This is a genomic window from Nocardioides sp. Bht2, assembly GCF_047308515.1.
Lineage (GTDB): Bacteria > Actinomycetota > Actinomycetes > Propionibacteriales > Nocardioidaceae > Nocardioides.
In genome coordinates, this window is record NZ_JBLBWI010000010.1 from 1 (window position 1) to 13,211 (window position 13,211).

The window sequence follows — 13,211 nt, forward strand, 5'->3', positions numbered from 1 at the left end:
AGTCAGACCGTGTCATCGCAGAATCTCGACCAACGTGGCTGGACATCACAGCTAGCGATTGTTGCGGAACGCCTCCAGATCGGCATCGTCGCCGCTGCGCCACAGTGGCACCGTCGCCCGGAGCAGGAGTGTCACCATGCCGATGAACTCGGGGTCGCGGAGCTGGTCGCCGAAGAGTTCGGTCAGTCTGCGCCAGCGATAGCGCACCGTCTGGGCGTGGACGTCGAGCCGTTCCGCGATGACCGGGGCGCTGTCGCGCGTGGTGAGCCAGGCCAGCATCGTCTCGGCGAGGCTTATCCGGGTGGTCGGCCCCTCGTTGAGCAGCGGGCCGAGGAACTCCTGGACCAGCCGTCGGCGGATCTCCGGCTCCGCGTGAAGCCAGAGCAGGGCGGTGTGGTCGTCGCACCAGGTCGCCGGTGCGGGGTTCAGTACGCCGGCGTCGATCAGTTCCAGAGCCCGCCGGGCCCAGCGGTCGCCGCTGGCGCAGTCCGACGGCGCGACCGGCGTGCTGATGGCGAGCCGCGGCTTCGTGAGCCCAGCCGTCAGCCGGTCCGTGGTCGCCTCGCTCAGCGGAGCGGGAACGATCAGGCGGGTCGGAGCTGAGATCTGGTCGACGAGCACGGTGTCGGGCACCAGCGGGCGCACGGTCGCGGCGTCGTGGTGGAGCCTGATCACCACCAGTTGATCGGGCAGTTCCCAATGAGCTGCGTCGCAACGGGCCGCCAGGTCGAGCCACTGCTCGGGGTTGTCGTTGCCTTCCCGGACCAGCGCCAGGATCAGGCGATCCTGGACGACGTGTGGGTCGCGGGGCGGCTTGCCGGCGCTCTGCTGGCCCTCGGTGATCAGCCGGTCAACGTGCTGGCGTACCAGGAGCAGCGTCTCGCCGACCTCGCCGAGTAGGTCGCTGTCCCAGCCGCGGGTGATCGCCAGCCGGTGGAACTCGCGCCAGAGTTGCCGCAGCGCGACCGTTGCGACCCGGCTCAGGTCGTCCAAGGAGATGGCCCGGTGCGTCTCGGCGAAGCCGAGGTCGTGCAGGCGCTGCCCGATCGTCGTGGCGGTGCGCTCGTCAAGCGGGGTGGGTGACTCCGCGATGTCCTCGGCGATCTCGAGCAGCGTGCTGGACAGGCTGGAAGTGGTCGTCGCCTGGCCGCCTTCGTCTGCGTAGGCGGAGACCTCGCGCGCTACCTCGCGCATGGTCGCTGTGGCGAACCTGGCCGCGACCCCCACGGTGGTGGCTCTGGCCAAGACATCCGACGGCGTCAACGCGATCAAGTGGGCTAGGGACCTGTTCCACTCCTCGGTCTCATCGATGGTGCTCTGAGGCTCATCTGCGGGCTGCTCCACGCTCTGCTGGCTCCTGCGCTGTGCGACGTTGATAACTTCCGCACATTTCAGGAGCCACAAATCTAGGCAACGGACGCTTCCACATTGCTACGTATCCGTAGCGGATTTCTTGAGGGGGTGGCCGTGGTTTCATCGACGCCGAACGAGGACCGTGACGGTTCGACGACTCGGTGCCACGGTGGAGCTGCCGGTGTAGATCGCGGTCAACCGGTGACGCCCGACCCGGCGGAAACGGTGCAACCTGATCCGGGTCGCACCGTCGACCAACCGGGCGACGGTGAGGGTCTTGGCGCCCCGACGGATCTCGACCTTCCCTGCTGGGACCGCGCCTGACGTGGTCACGTGCACCGACAGCCGCGGCCTTCGACCCGCTCGGATCGATGCCGCCGCCACGGTGAGAGAGCTGGCCCGGCGCGGCGTTCGTGGGGCGGCGGGGATGCGGAGGCCTGGGGAGTCGGCCGTCCCCGACGGGTAGCCGGTATGCGACGCCGTCACCCGTACGTTCAACGTCGTGCCGAGGTCCTCCGGGCGCACCCGGTAGGTCGGCTCGATCGCGGCGACGGTCGAGCCGGCTGCGTCGGTGCTCGTGATCGGGCGCCCGTCGCGGTACCAGAGATAGTGGTAGGTCCAGGTTGTGCGCGACTCGTTCCAACTGCCGGGCTCTGCGTGGAGCAGGGTGCCGGCGGTAAGCGCCGATGAGCTTGGCCGGATCTGCGGTGCCGCCAGGTTGGTGGCAACGCAGGGCGAGTCCAGGGAGTCGATCCAGCCCGCGCCGTTGATGCAGCTGCGTTGGTCCGGGGTGTCGGGACTCTGGGCGAAGAAGTCGCGCGGAACGAGCTGGAACCGTTGCCAGTGCATCGGCATCGGGCTCTGATCCTCATCGCGATCCACGTGGTGGAAGTCGACGTTGACCCACGCCACCGGGTCGGTGAGCTCGGCCTCGTCGGCGGCTACATAGTCGAGGACGGAGAGACCCGGGCACTCTGCGTTCAGGTTCATCGAGGCGTACTCGGCACAGGCGCGGTGGTTGGTGAAGCTCAGCTCTGGCTCGAAGACCGGGATCGTGGTGTTCGGGTCGTTCTCGTTGACGATCGCGTAGGAGCGGGGGTGGCCGTCGGGGTTGATCGAGTCAGGGTTGAGTACCCGGAACCACCTCTGACCGGTGCCCTCGCCGCGGTGCGCCGAGAACGCACGGGAGCGACGGGTACCGGTACCGGCGAACTTCGGGAGCGAGGGCGGGGTGGAGCGGTTGGCGTAGGTCCACTCCTCGACGTATTGCCGGGAGCCGCCGTCGATGCCGAAGTCGACCTTCCAGATGGCATTGTGCCAATGGGACGCGGCATGGGTTTCCAAGCCCGACTCAGCGATGGGACCACCCAACGGCCAGCCATAGTCGGGGTCGGTCGAGAAGTGGCTGCCGCCCGGGCCGCCGGGAGCGACGTCCCCGGTGGCGCCGAGGGCGACGTCGATCGTGCCGACGCCGTCGAAGGTGACCTGCTGCTGGTATTTGTACCAGGAGATCTTCGACAGCGAGCTCAGCTGGAGGGCGGTGCCCCGGGCGGCGAAGCGCTGCTCGCTCGCGCCGTCGCTCTCCACGGAGTGGTGGGCCAGCCCGGTGTCCACCTCATCGACGCAGATCCCGGGGATGGTGCGGCTGACCAACTCTCCGCCGCTCAGGTAGGTCTGGGTGACGTCGCTGGCCTCGCCCGGACAGGTGGTGGAGTTCTGACTCAGCAGATGTGTGCCGCCGAAGCCGAAGGAGGTGATGTCGTTGTACTGCACATGACCGTTGTCGTAAGGCACATTCAGCTGCGCCAAGGAGAGTTGGTCGAGCACGCGCTTGTAGCCGCTGAACTCACGACTGTTCGGCGGACGGTACTCGATCTGCTCCAGGACCAGCCCCCTCATCTCGTGGACCCGGACGCACATCCGCCAGGAAGCCCCGTTGGCCAGCGTCTCCTCGACGAGGCTCTGCGGACAGTCCGGGGCTGGGGTCTCAGCAGCGGCTGGCGTAGTCCCAATCGCTGCCGCCCACCCTGCACCGGATGGAGTGGGCGCCGGTGCCAACGGAGAGAACGCAGAGACGCAGAACAGGGGGACCAACACGGTCACCGCGAAGCTGAGACGAAGGATGCGCATAGTGCCTCCTCACCGGAGCCGGACCACGGCCCGGGCCGAGAGATCGACCACGAAGTCTGTGGTGGTCAGGTAGGTCCCGTTGGGAAGCCGGAGCAGCAGTTGGGCGCAGCGATGAGCGCCGCATCGATCCCCGCCGGCGGTACTGCCGTCGAAGGTGAAGGCACCGGCCGCGTAGCCGATTTGATCGGCACTCACCAGGGGCGTGCCCTGCGCTGCCTGGAACTCCGCGGTGAACGTCAGCGCGGGATCGTGGTCGATCGCAAGCTGTACTGCGACGCGCGCCTCGTCGGCGGAGATCTTCGCCTCGGCGAGGTTGCGGGTCGACCGGACCTGACCGGAGCCGAGATCGACGGTCTGTTGGTATCCCTGACCGGCGGTGTAGTCGTAGAGACCGACCACCGCAAGCCGACGGTCGGGCACAACTTCGGCGGGAAGCTCCACCGTGAGCACTTCGGCGCCGTTGTCGCCAGTGACATCGGTAGCGGAGCGCGGAAGGCTGGCGTCGGTGGCGGCGAGATGGACCGCGTAGCCGACTTCGGCGCCGGTGAGGGGGTCCCGCGGTGCGCTGAGTTCGGGGCGTTGTGTCGGGGGCGAGCCGAGCACCGTGAAGGAGTCGCTTCGAACAGGAGGTTCGTTCGGTGACCGTGCATCGGTGGTGCTCTGCAGGATGCCCACGATGCCGAGGGTCGCTGCGGCAAGAACGGCAGCGCCGACGGCGCGTCGGTGCAGGGCAGGGCGGGACGATGGCATCACGGCACCTGTTCACTCATCCTGCGAGCGGCGCTGTCCGGTGACGGGCGTGCCTTTGGCCGGACGGCGTTGCGGAGCTGGCCCCATCAGGTCGGCGTCGTCCCCGATCCGCCAGAACGGGAGCGAGGCACGCAGGGTCAGCGAGGCGACCGCGATGAATTCAGGATCCTCCAGCAGGTCGCCGAAGACCTCGCGCATCCGGCGCTGCCGGTATCGGACGGTCTGCGGGTGGACTCCCATCCGTTCCGCGACGATCGGGGCACTGTCGCGGGTGGCGATCCAGGCCAACAGGGTTTCGGCGAGCAGCCGGCGCGAGCGTGGTTTCTCGGTGAGCAACGGTTGCAGCATCTCATTGACCAGACGCCGTCGAAGCTCGGGCTCAGAGTGGATCCACAGCTGGTACATGTGTTCGGTGGTACGGAGGACCCGGTGCGACGAGGTCTCCCGCAGCCTGACCAGATCCAGGGTGCGGCGGGCGATGCGATCCGCGGCGGGGAGCTCGGTGGGACTTACCGGCCAGCTGATCGAGATCCGGAGCACGGAGTCGTGAAGCAGCAACTCGGCGCTGGCCTCCTCGGCGCGTTGCGGCGAACAGACCAACAGGGCCGGGGCACGTCGGGCGTCCATCAAGATGTCGTGGTGAGGCTCGGCCAGGGTGGGGAACTCGCCCTCGAACGCGACCCTCATCGCTACTACCTCGGAAGCCAACGGCCAATCGGCGCCGGCGGCCAGTACGGTGATCCGATCCGCACGGTCCTCCGCGGAGCCGAAGTGATCGTCGACGCAGATCTCCGCGAGCAGCCGTTCCCGGATCACCCCGCGATCGGCGTCGCGCATCTGGACGCCGTGGGTATGGCCGTGCGCCGCTTCCTCCTCCAGGTGTGCGAAATAGAGGTCGAGAGCTTCGCCCAGGCTGCCGAGAAAATGGGTGCTGACCTGGTGAGTGGTCGCGGTTTCGGAGAGCACTCGCCAGGCTTCCAGGTGGGCGATCCGCAGCGCGATATGCATCGGCTCCAAGGTGTTGCCCTCGGAGGCGATCCCGAACCCGACCTGCTGGAAGCTCTGTGAGACCGCCGGGTCGTTCGGCACGGTTCCCTCGAGCAGGGCGAAGAACTCGCCGGTGGCGGAGCGGGCGGCCCTCCGGATGATCGCGCGCCGTGTCTTGCCGCCGGCGAAGGCGGTGACCTCACGTTGCAGGGTGTGGACCAACTGCTGGGTGAGGTTCGGGACCCGTTCCTGGAGCGCTTGTACGAACTCCGGAATCCCCACTTCTGGTCGAGCCTCGTCCAACGGCGCCTGGACCCGGGTCAGCCAGGCGGCGCGGCGCTCCGTATCCGTCAAACGGCGTCGTGGTCGGCGCGGGGTGGGGACGGATGCCATGGGGTTCCTCCGAGTAGGTGGAGCGGGAGCGTGGGGTGGGGCGAGTGAGGAAGCACCCCACCCCACGCGGAGCGGTCAGCGGATCCGGAAGGACCGCTTCGCCGCTGTGGAAGGCCGGCTGCGGGTGTCGCCGGCGTAGGTGGAGGAGATGGTGTGCTTCCCCTTCTTGAGGCGCTTGACGGTCACCTTCACCGAGCCGGACCTCAGGGTCACGCTCTTCTTGTAGACCGTCTTGCTGCCGCGCTTGATCAGGACCGCGACCTTCCCGGTCGGGGTACCGCCGGAGCGGGTGACCCGGATCGAGAAGGTGGCCGTCTTCTTCTTGCCCTTGACCTTGGAGATGGCGGTCTTCGAGGCGACCTTGACCGGCGCCAGCGGGGTGACGGCCGCGGTCTGGGTGCTGTCCGAGTTCAGCGGGGTGGAGCCGTCGAGAGCGATGGTGCGGAAGCTGATCCGCTTACCGACCTGGGCGGAGCCGAGGGTGAGGGTGCGCTCGGTCGCGCCTGAGATCGGCGTGCCGTTGGCGAGCCACTGGTAGCTGAGCGTCGGGGCACCGGAGAACGTGGCCGGCGTCCCGGTCAGGGTGCTGCCCTGCTTGGCGGTACCGGTGACGGTGGAGGCGGTGATCGTCATGACCTTGCGTTGGATCGCGACGGCGAGCTCGCCGCCGACGGCGACGTGGGAGAGGGTGCGACCGTCGAGTCCGGCCGGTATCGCCGAGGGGAGTTGGGTGGGCAGCCCCCACACGTGGATTCCGCCGGTGGAGTCGATGGCTAGGTTGGTTGCGTAGGAAGTCGTCGAAGCGATCTGGGTGATGGTCAGCCCGTTCACGGAGGCAGGGACGGCGTTGACGGCACTGGCTGGTTCACCCGTGGTGTTCTGTCCCCAGGAGCGCAGCGTGCCGTCTGCCAGCAGCGCCAAACCGCCTGCGACGCGAGCCTCGATGTCCTTGACGGACCCTGGCACAGTGAGCTCGGGCGGCAGTACCAGTTGGTTCTGCACACTGCGGCCCCAGGCGACGACGGTGCCGTTGGCCCGCAACGCATAGACCTGCGCAGAGCCGGCAGCCACCTTCACCACATCGGTGAGCCCGGCCGGGACGTTGGTCTGACCGTAGGTGTTCTCTCCCCAGGTGACCACCGTGCCGTCGCTCTTGACGCCGACGCCGAACCGGGCCCCAAGATCGAGCTGGCGCAGGTTGGTCAGGTCGACGCCGGTGGTGTTGCTGACCGTGCTGCGAGCACCCCAGAAGATCAGCTCGCCGTCGTCGGTGAGCGCTGCGAGGTCCGAAAAGGAGGGGTCGGCGGCAATCAGTGCGACTTTCTTCCCTGCCAGTTCTGGTGGCACCTGTTTGGTCTCGACGCCGCTGTGGACCATCACCTCGCCGGCGGAGGTGAGGAAGAGCCCCTCGGTGCCGACGACCAAGGCCTGGGCGAGGGGGGTCTCGGCCAGTGCCGACGGGAGGACCGGTGGCGGGGCGTCCGGTTTGCCCCAGGCCACGGCAGCTCCGGCGTCGGCCGGGGAGAGGTTAGCCTCGGCCGCGCCGACGTGGGCCAGGCTCGCGGTGAGGAGCGCGGCACAGGCAAGCGCTACGGCGCGGGCCCGAATCGGCGGTCGGAGGGCTGGTCGGATGGTCATGGTTGCTCCTTAAGGGGTGGGTGTGAACCGCGCGGGCGGCAGGGTGATGCCCGGCGGAATCTGAGACGGGCAGTGGACGGTAGGGTCGTAAGCGCCGACGTCAGGCAACAGCCGGCCGCAGCCAGCGGGCGGCGATACATGGAGGGTGAGGCTGTTGCCAGGGCCGCTGATTGCGGCGGTCAGTAGGCGAGAGACGTCTTCGTCGCTCTCGGTGCGGCAGTTGGCGAAGGCGGGGATATCCGCAGTGCCGGTGATCAGGCCGCCTTTGCCAGCAGTGAAGTGCCCGGAGGCGAGGACGTTGTTCTCATCAATCTCGGGGTCGGGCACCTCGAAGCCCTCGCCATGGAGGGCGACCGGGGCTGCGGTGCTGGTGCGGCAACCGGCGCGGAGCCCGAGATCGACGCCGTCGACAGTCAGCTCCTCGACCTCGACGAAAAGCGCGTCGGTGGCGTTGAGGTCGTAGTATCGGGTATGGACCTCTCCCCAGCTGGGCGGTCGGACCCGGCCGGCGTACCACTCGTCGAGAGTCTGGACGATGAGTGGAGTTGGTAGGTCCTCGCTGGTGCGGCGCTGTGCCAGCCGCAAGGTTGCGGAGACGGGGATCGTGCCGAAGGCCGTCGTGCGGACCGTGAACGGAGCCGACAGCCCGTAGTGGTGCCGTGCGCCGGTCTCCGCCATCAAGTACAGATAGTTGGTGTTCTCCCAGATCCGGTGGCCCGACTCCTCCGGTGGGGCGAGGTTCCGGTTCGTCGTGTAGAGCGAGGTGGCCTGCATCGGCACCCGCACCCACTGCTTGGCGCGCCGAGCCTCGGAGGCCCCGCCCTGAACCACGGAGTTCCAGCTGCCGCCCGGCTCGGTGTGCCGGGGCAGGCCAGGGCGCGGTCCCTCGTCGGCTAGCCCCGCTGACGCGACCAGGGAGACAGCTGCGGTGCTGGCACAGAGAAGGAGGAGAAAGGTCGAGCGCATACCCGAACGGTGCACGGGAACGGATGCCACTGAAAAGAGGGACCGGCGATCTTTCCTGGCTTGCCAGCGAGAATTCTGGAAAAGTTGTGACGCGGGTAATAAATTAGAGTTTCGCCGGAATTTCTTGGTATTTCCAAGTGCTTCTCTGTGTGGCTTCCCGACCTACTGCAATGTCCCTTTTGGGGAGAATTGGTCAAAAGGAAGCATTGTCGCGACACGCGGGCCAGCGTTGGTTGTGCGTCGCGGAGGGGGAAGTCGGCGCGAGGCGCGGGCGCAGATTTCCTGCGGGGGCCGTCCTTTCCGGGGCATTTGCGGGTCAGTGTCGAGAGTAGTGGGAGATTTTGCTGGCAGGTGCGGTCGGCGAGTGCAAATCCTGCACGACTCAAGAACGGAATGGGCAACCGCGGTCAGAGTGCGAAGTGTTTTATCACGCGGATAACAAGCTGGCTCGATTCCGCCCGGGACTAAAGTCCTCAGTTTCTCCTTGGTATTGATTAATTGCTCAGTCGCATGCGCACCATGGCGTCAGTGGCACCGCCCGGTGCCGCCTGAGCTAAGGAGTGCAATATGAAACGAAAGCTCATCGGAGCAGGAGGTCTGGCGATCGCGGCCATCGGCGTCCTGATCTCCTCGGCCTTCGCCCACCCGCCGTATGACGTGGAGGTGGGCGGCTCCACGGCCACCGCCGACCATCTCTTCTTCGGCACCTCGACCCCGGCGGGGATCGACTTCTCGGTCGATCACCTCGGGACCATCACCAATATGGACTGTGGTGACGTCAACGTCGAAGGCAAGGTGCACGCAGGCCTCAACAGAAACAACCCGATCGCCACGATCATGCCGGTCACTCGAGTCAACACCCCGGAGACCTTCCACGGGTTGGACTGGAAGAATTGTCGGGGTCCGGCCGGCCTGGCGATGACGGTACAGCCCACGCTCAACTGGGAGCTCCGGGCGAGTGGCCCGGCGACGGCGGCGAACACCGACGTGATCGCCGGTCAGATCACCGGTGCCGGCGGCGGGCTACTGACGGCGCGGGTCTACGCGACCGCAGCCCCCGGAGCGTGTGACTTCACCGTCTCCGGCGTGGCCGACGGCTCGTTCGATGAGGCCACGCAGGCGCTCACGGTCAACGAGACCGGCTACACCGGCAACCTGACGATCACCTCGATCGGCAGTGGCGGCGCCGCCAATTGCTTCGGTCTGGTGGGTGTCGGTGACTCCGCCGACTTCCAGGGTGTCTTCGACATCGGGGCCGACGCTGTCGGCAACGACAAGGACGAGATCACTGTCCCGCTGCCGGTCTACCTCTCGGAGTAGCCGGCTGCTCGGCGAGGGCGGGGTGTCGAACGGCCAAGGTTCGGCACCCCGCTCCGTCGATTCTCCCATCCGCACCAACGTCAGGAGTGAAGATGCAGCACCTCAAAGAGTGGCTCCGCTTCGGGCTCGCCGCCACCACGGCGACCGCGGCCGCGGTCGCCCTGCAGGCCTCGCCGGCGAGCGCCGCGCCGATCCTCAACATTCAGTACGACGCCTCCGGGGAGGCGCAGATCGCCAGCACCGGCTCAACCATCGAGCTCGGACCGTCCACGTTGAGCACCGCGCTCGACTACGCGACCTTCGACTTCACCGGCAGCATGCCGCTGCCGGGCACGGAGACGGAGTTCAATCTGATCGGCTTCCTGCCGGTCACCGCCGACGTCGCCTTCCAAGAAGTGGCGCCGATCGCCGGTTCGCTGAGTGCGGCGCCGGTGGAGAGTCGGGTCGATGCGGTAGCCAGCTACTACATCCGGCTCTCGAACATCCGGGTGCTCGGCTTCCCGACCTTCGCCGGTCCGCACTGTCGGACCAGCGACCCGGTGACGATTCCGATCGCGTCGCCGCCCTCCGGCGAGTTCAACCTCTTCAACGGCGGGCACCTCAGTGGCGAGTTCACCATCGGCAACTTCCAGAACTGTGGCCTGAACACCTGGCTGATCAACTCGGTGATCCCGGGTAGCGGCAACCAGGTCGAGCTCGACATCAGCAACGGGCGTGTCGCGCCCTGACCTCGACGGACGCGGGCGGCGGTCACTGGCAGGTCCAGGGACGTCGTCCGCGTTCGTCATTTGGGATGTATTGGGTAACGACGACGGTGGGATCTCGGTGCCGTTCTGGATCTACACGGAGCCTTGAGCGGTGTGCGGGCCAGCCTCAGCCGACGACAGCATCGGTATCGTCGCCGGCTGGGGAGGCTTAGGTGTGTTGCTCTCCGTGGGAGCAGAGTAGGTAGTCGGTGCTGACGCCGAGGCGTTCGGCAACGTTGTAGATCACGCGGAGACTGGGGTTTCGTTCACCTCGTTCCAATGCTCCGATGTAGGAGCGGTGCATGCCGATCGAATCGGCGAGGGCTTCTTGGCTGACCTTCTTCTCCTGGCGGATAGCGAGAAGACGGCGACCGACTTGCTGATGTAGTTGCGTTGTCATGGCAGCAGTCTGGCGGCGCGCCAGGGTTGGGGCCAGGGGCCGAGAGACCCGGTGGACAACTCAACGCGATCCTCCGCCTGTGGAGGAAGAGCGGGGTCCAAGAGCCCGCAGGTCACGGCGGTGGGCCGCTGCCAGGAAGTCGGCTCAGCGCATCGCCCAGCCGGCGCGCACTCGTCAGCGAGACCGTGAAACCACCGTGGTCCGCCTCGGGTGCCGAGATGTGCAGCCAGTCGTCGTCGGAGCCGACCCGGCGGAAGAGCGCCAGGAAGAGGTCGGAGTTGTCGACCTCCTCAAGCGCGGACGAGCCGGCGAGGACGACCGGAACCGAGACGCTGGTGGCGTCATGGAACCGGTCCTCGACCAGGTCGTTCTCGTGGTGCGTGATCACGCACCAGTCCGGACAGGGATCGTGCTGCCAACTAGGTGATGGGTTCGCCCTCATGGTGCTCCTTGAAGCTTGGGGACCGGTGGTGGACCGGTCCGATCCGGTGCAGTGACTACGGCCGCTGAGCAACTCTGAGCTGGGGCGGGGCAGCAGGGTTTCGGAGGCACCCACGGACCGTGGGTACAGAAAAGAGGCAAATTCGATCGATGTCGAATCTTGTCAACCACGTCACAAGTCTTGGAACTTTCGGTGCCGATCCGGGGATTCGATGGCCGGAACCCCTTGTGGTGATCGGGATCACGCATACGGTCAATCAAGCAGTGGGGGCTCCCCACTGCAAGCACCGCGAACCGAGAGGGAAACGATGGGCGGACTCGTCGAGGTCACTGGCCTGACCAAGAGCTTCGGACGTCAGAACATCTGGCATGACGTGACACTCACCCTGCCGCCAGGGGAGATCACGGCACTGCTGGGTCCGTCAGGCACGGGCAAGTCGGTCTTCCTCAAGGCGCTGATCGGCCTTCTGGAGCCGGAGGAGGGGCAGATCCTGATCGACGGCGTCGACATGGTCTCGTCACGGGAGTCGCAACGCCTGGAGCTGCGCAAGAAGTTCGGCGTGCTCTTCCAGGACGGCGCTCTCTTCGGCTCGATGAACGTCTACGACAACGTGGCCTTTCCGCTCCGCGAGCACACCAAGCTGCCCGAAGCGAAGATCCGCGAACGCGTGATGGACAAGCTCGGCCTGGTCGGACTCGCCGGCCAGGAGCACAAGCTTCCCGGGCAGATCTCCGGCGGTATGAAGAAGCGCGCCGGTCTGGCGCGAGCGCTGGTCATCGACCCGGAGATCATCCTGATCGACGAGCCGGACTCCGGCCTGGACCCGGTCCGCACCTCCAACCTGGCCCAGCTGCTGATGGAGGTGAACGCCGCGACCGACACCACGATGCTGGTGGTCACCCACAACATCGAGCTCGCGCGCACCCTTCCCGACAACCTCGGCATGCTCTACCGGCGCGAGCTGGTGATGTTCGGTCCGCGTGAGGAGTTCCTGCTCACCGACCACCCGGTGGTCAGTCAGTTCATGAGCGGCGACCCGGACGGTCCGATCGGGATGAGCGAGGAGACCGACCACAGCACCACCGACGTCGCTGCGTACGACGAGTTCGATATGAACGGTGCCGGTGGTGGCACGGCCCTGCTCTCCCGGCACGCCGGGGCGCGGCCGATCGAGGTCCTGCCGCGGCAGCTCACCCCTCGGACCGGGATGCCGCGCGCCGGTGGCGATCGGCATCGGGAGCGGGTCGCCTCCGGCGCCTCGCGCCTGTATGTCGCCGACGACGAGGAGAGCGACCGAGAACGATCGGTACCCACCCGGGGGGTCGCGACCCGAGCGCTGACCGGCGTCGGTGACCTTTTCGCCCTCGCCCTCGACACCATCCGCGAGACGTTCAAGCGTCCCTTCGCTGCCCGCGAGACCCTGGAGCAGTTCTGGTTCGTCGTCAGCGTCTCGTGGATCCCGGCGATGCTGGTGGCGATCCCGTTCGGCGCGGTGATCGCACTCCAACTCGGCACACTCACCGTGCAGATCGGTGCTCAGTCCTTCACCGGCGCGGCCAGCGTGCTGGCGGTGGTCCAACAGGCGGCGCCGATCGTGACCACACTCGTGATCGCCGGCGCCGGTGGTGCCGCGATCTGCGCCGAGATCGGCACCCGGCGGATCCGCGACGAGATCGACGCGATGCGGGTGATGGGCATCTCACCGGTGCAACGGCTGGTCGTGCCCCGGGTGATCGCCTGTGTGCTCGCGGCGGTCCTGCTCAACGGCTTGGTCTCGGTGGTCGGTGTCCTCGGTGGCTACTTCTTCAACGTGGTGGTCCAGGGCGGGACGCCCGGTGCCTACCTCTCCAGCTTCACCGCGCTCGCGCAGCTCTCCGACCTGTGGGTGGGCGAGATCAAGGCCGTCGTCTTCGGCTTCGTCGCTGGCGTCGTCGCCTGTTACCGCGGACTCAACACCGCACCCGGCCCGAAGGGCGTCGGCGATGCGGTCAACCAGTCCGTGGTGATCACCTTCCTGCTGCTCTTCTTCGTCAACTTCGTGATCACCACCCTGTATCTGCAACTCGTGCCCGGGAAGGGGGCCTGA

General features: G+C 67.0%; 11 protein-coding genes and 1 pseudogene. 4 read left to right on the forward strand and 8 right to left on the reverse strand.

Annotated features, from left to right (window positions below):
* Positions 1-51 precede the first annotated feature (51 nt).
* The 6 genes from ACLM5J_RS13280 to ACLM5J_RS13305 form a co-directional block, all read right to left on the reverse strand.
* The gene (locus ACLM5J_RS13280; protein ID WP_413656904.1) at positions 52-1,344 is read right to left on the reverse strand and encodes a helix-turn-helix domain-containing protein; all 1,293 of its coding nucleotides are present in this window, start codon (positions 1,342-1,344) and stop codon (positions 52-54) included.
* Positions 1,345-1,473: 129 nt separating this feature from the next.
* Positions 1,474-3,483, reverse strand: a complete 2,010-nt coding sequence (locus tag ACLM5J_RS13285; RefSeq protein ID WP_413656905.1) for an Ig-like domain repeat protein — start codon at positions 3,481-3,483, stop codon at positions 1,474-1,476.
* Positions 3,484-3,492: 9 nt separating this feature from the next.
* The gene (locus ACLM5J_RS13290) at positions 3,493-4,233 is read right to left on the reverse strand and encodes a hypothetical protein (RefSeq protein ID WP_413656906.1); all 741 of its coding nucleotides are present in this window, start codon (positions 4,231-4,233) and stop codon (positions 3,493-3,495) included.
* Positions 4,234-4,245: 12 nt separating this feature from the next.
* Positions 4,246-5,613: a helix-turn-helix domain-containing protein gene (locus tag ACLM5J_RS13295; RefSeq protein ID WP_413656907.1), complete on the reverse strand. Its 1,368-nt coding sequence runs from the start codon at positions 5,611-5,613 to the stop codon at positions 4,246-4,248.
* 75 nt (positions 5,614-5,688) lie between these two features.
* Positions 5,689-7,251, reverse strand: a complete 1,563-nt coding sequence (locus tag ACLM5J_RS13300; RefSeq protein WP_413656909.1) for an Ig-like domain repeat protein — start codon at positions 7,249-7,251, stop codon at positions 5,689-5,691.
* A 9-nt stretch (positions 7,252-7,260) separates the two neighbouring features.
* The gene (locus ACLM5J_RS13305) at positions 7,261-8,217 is read right to left on the reverse strand and encodes a hypothetical protein (protein WP_413656910.1); all 957 of its coding nucleotides are present in this window, start codon (positions 8,215-8,217) and stop codon (positions 7,261-7,263) included.
* A 567-nt stretch (positions 8,218-8,784) separates the two neighbouring features.
* Between ACLM5J_RS13305 and ACLM5J_RS13310 the strand changes: the two genes are divergently transcribed.
* Both ACLM5J_RS13310 and ACLM5J_RS13315 read left to right on the forward strand, forming a co-directional pair.
* Positions 8,785-9,537: a hypothetical protein gene (locus ACLM5J_RS13310; RefSeq protein ID WP_413656911.1), complete on the forward strand. Its 753-nt coding sequence runs from the start codon at positions 8,785-8,787 to the stop codon at positions 9,535-9,537.
* 92 nt (positions 9,538-9,629) lie between these two features.
* Positions 9,630-10,265: a hypothetical protein gene (locus ACLM5J_RS13315; protein WP_413656912.1), complete on the forward strand. Its 636-nt coding sequence runs from the start codon at positions 9,630-9,632 to the stop codon at positions 10,263-10,265.
* Between the two features lie 187 nt (positions 10,266-10,452).
* Here the strand turns inward: ACLM5J_RS13315 and ACLM5J_RS13320 are convergent, their stop codons facing one another.
* Together ACLM5J_RS13320 and ACLM5J_RS13325 are read right to left on the reverse strand one after the other, a co-directional pair.
* Entirely contained in the window at positions 10,453-10,683 is a 231-nt protein-coding gene (locus tag ACLM5J_RS13320; protein WP_413656913.1) for a helix-turn-helix domain-containing protein, read from the reverse strand.
* Positions 10,684-10,795: 112 nt separating this feature from the next.
* A complete protein-coding gene (locus tag ACLM5J_RS13325) occupies positions 10,796-11,125 on the reverse strand; it encodes a DUF6907 domain-containing protein (RefSeq protein ID WP_413656914.1) in 330 nt (109 codons plus the stop codon).
* A gap of 307 nt (positions 11,126-11,432) precedes the next feature.
* Between ACLM5J_RS13325 and ACLM5J_RS13330 the strand changes: the two are divergent.
* Positions 11,433-12,029 (forward strand): annotated as a pseudogene (locus ACLM5J_RS13330) (ABC transporter ATP-binding protein); the annotation flags it as partial.
* 432 nt (positions 12,030-12,461) lie between these two features.
* Positions 12,462-13,211 (forward strand): MlaE family ABC transporter permease, encoded by a 750-nt coding sequence (locus ACLM5J_RS13335; RefSeq protein ID WP_413657026.1) that lies wholly within the window; start codon positions 12,462-12,464, stop codon positions 13,209-13,211.

What these genes read in the sequence shown, in the direction of transcription:
- ACLM5J_RS13295 (WP_413656907.1), bottom strand. Translation starts at nt 5,613, where the DNA reads ATGGCATCCGTCCCCACCCCGCGCCGACCACGACGCCGTTTGACGGAT.
- ACLM5J_RS13305 (WP_413656910.1), bottom strand. Translation starts at nt 8,217, where the DNA reads ATGCGCTCGACCTTTCTCCTCCTTCTCTGTGCCAGCACCGCAGCTGTC.
- ACLM5J_RS13325 (WP_413656914.1), bottom strand. Translation starts at nt 11,125, where the DNA reads ATGAGGGCGAACCCATCACCTAGTTGGCAGCACGATCCCTGTCCGGAC.
- ACLM5J_RS13300 (WP_413656909.1), bottom strand. Translation starts at nt 7,251, where the DNA reads ATGACCATCCGACCAGCCCTCCGACCGCCGATTCGGGCCCGCGCCGTA.
- ACLM5J_RS13290 (WP_413656906.1), bottom strand. Translation starts at nt 4,233, where the DNA reads ATGCCATCGTCCCGCCCTGCCCTGCACCGACGCGCCGTCGGCGCTGCC.
- ACLM5J_RS13310 (WP_413656911.1), top strand. Translation starts at nt 8,785, where the DNA reads ATGAAACGAAAGCTCATCGGAGCAGGAGGTCTGGCGATCGCGGCCATC.
- ACLM5J_RS13320 (WP_413656913.1), bottom strand. Translation starts at nt 10,683, where the DNA reads ATGACAACGCAACTACATCAGCAAGTCGGTCGCCGTCTTCTCGCTATC.
- ACLM5J_RS13285 (WP_413656905.1), bottom strand. Translation starts at nt 3,483, where the DNA reads ATGCGCATCCTTCGTCTCAGCTTCGCGGTGACCGTGTTGGTCCCCCTG.
- ACLM5J_RS13315 (WP_413656912.1), top strand. Translation starts at nt 9,630, where the DNA reads ATGCAGCACCTCAAAGAGTGGCTCCGCTTCGGGCTCGCCGCCACCACG.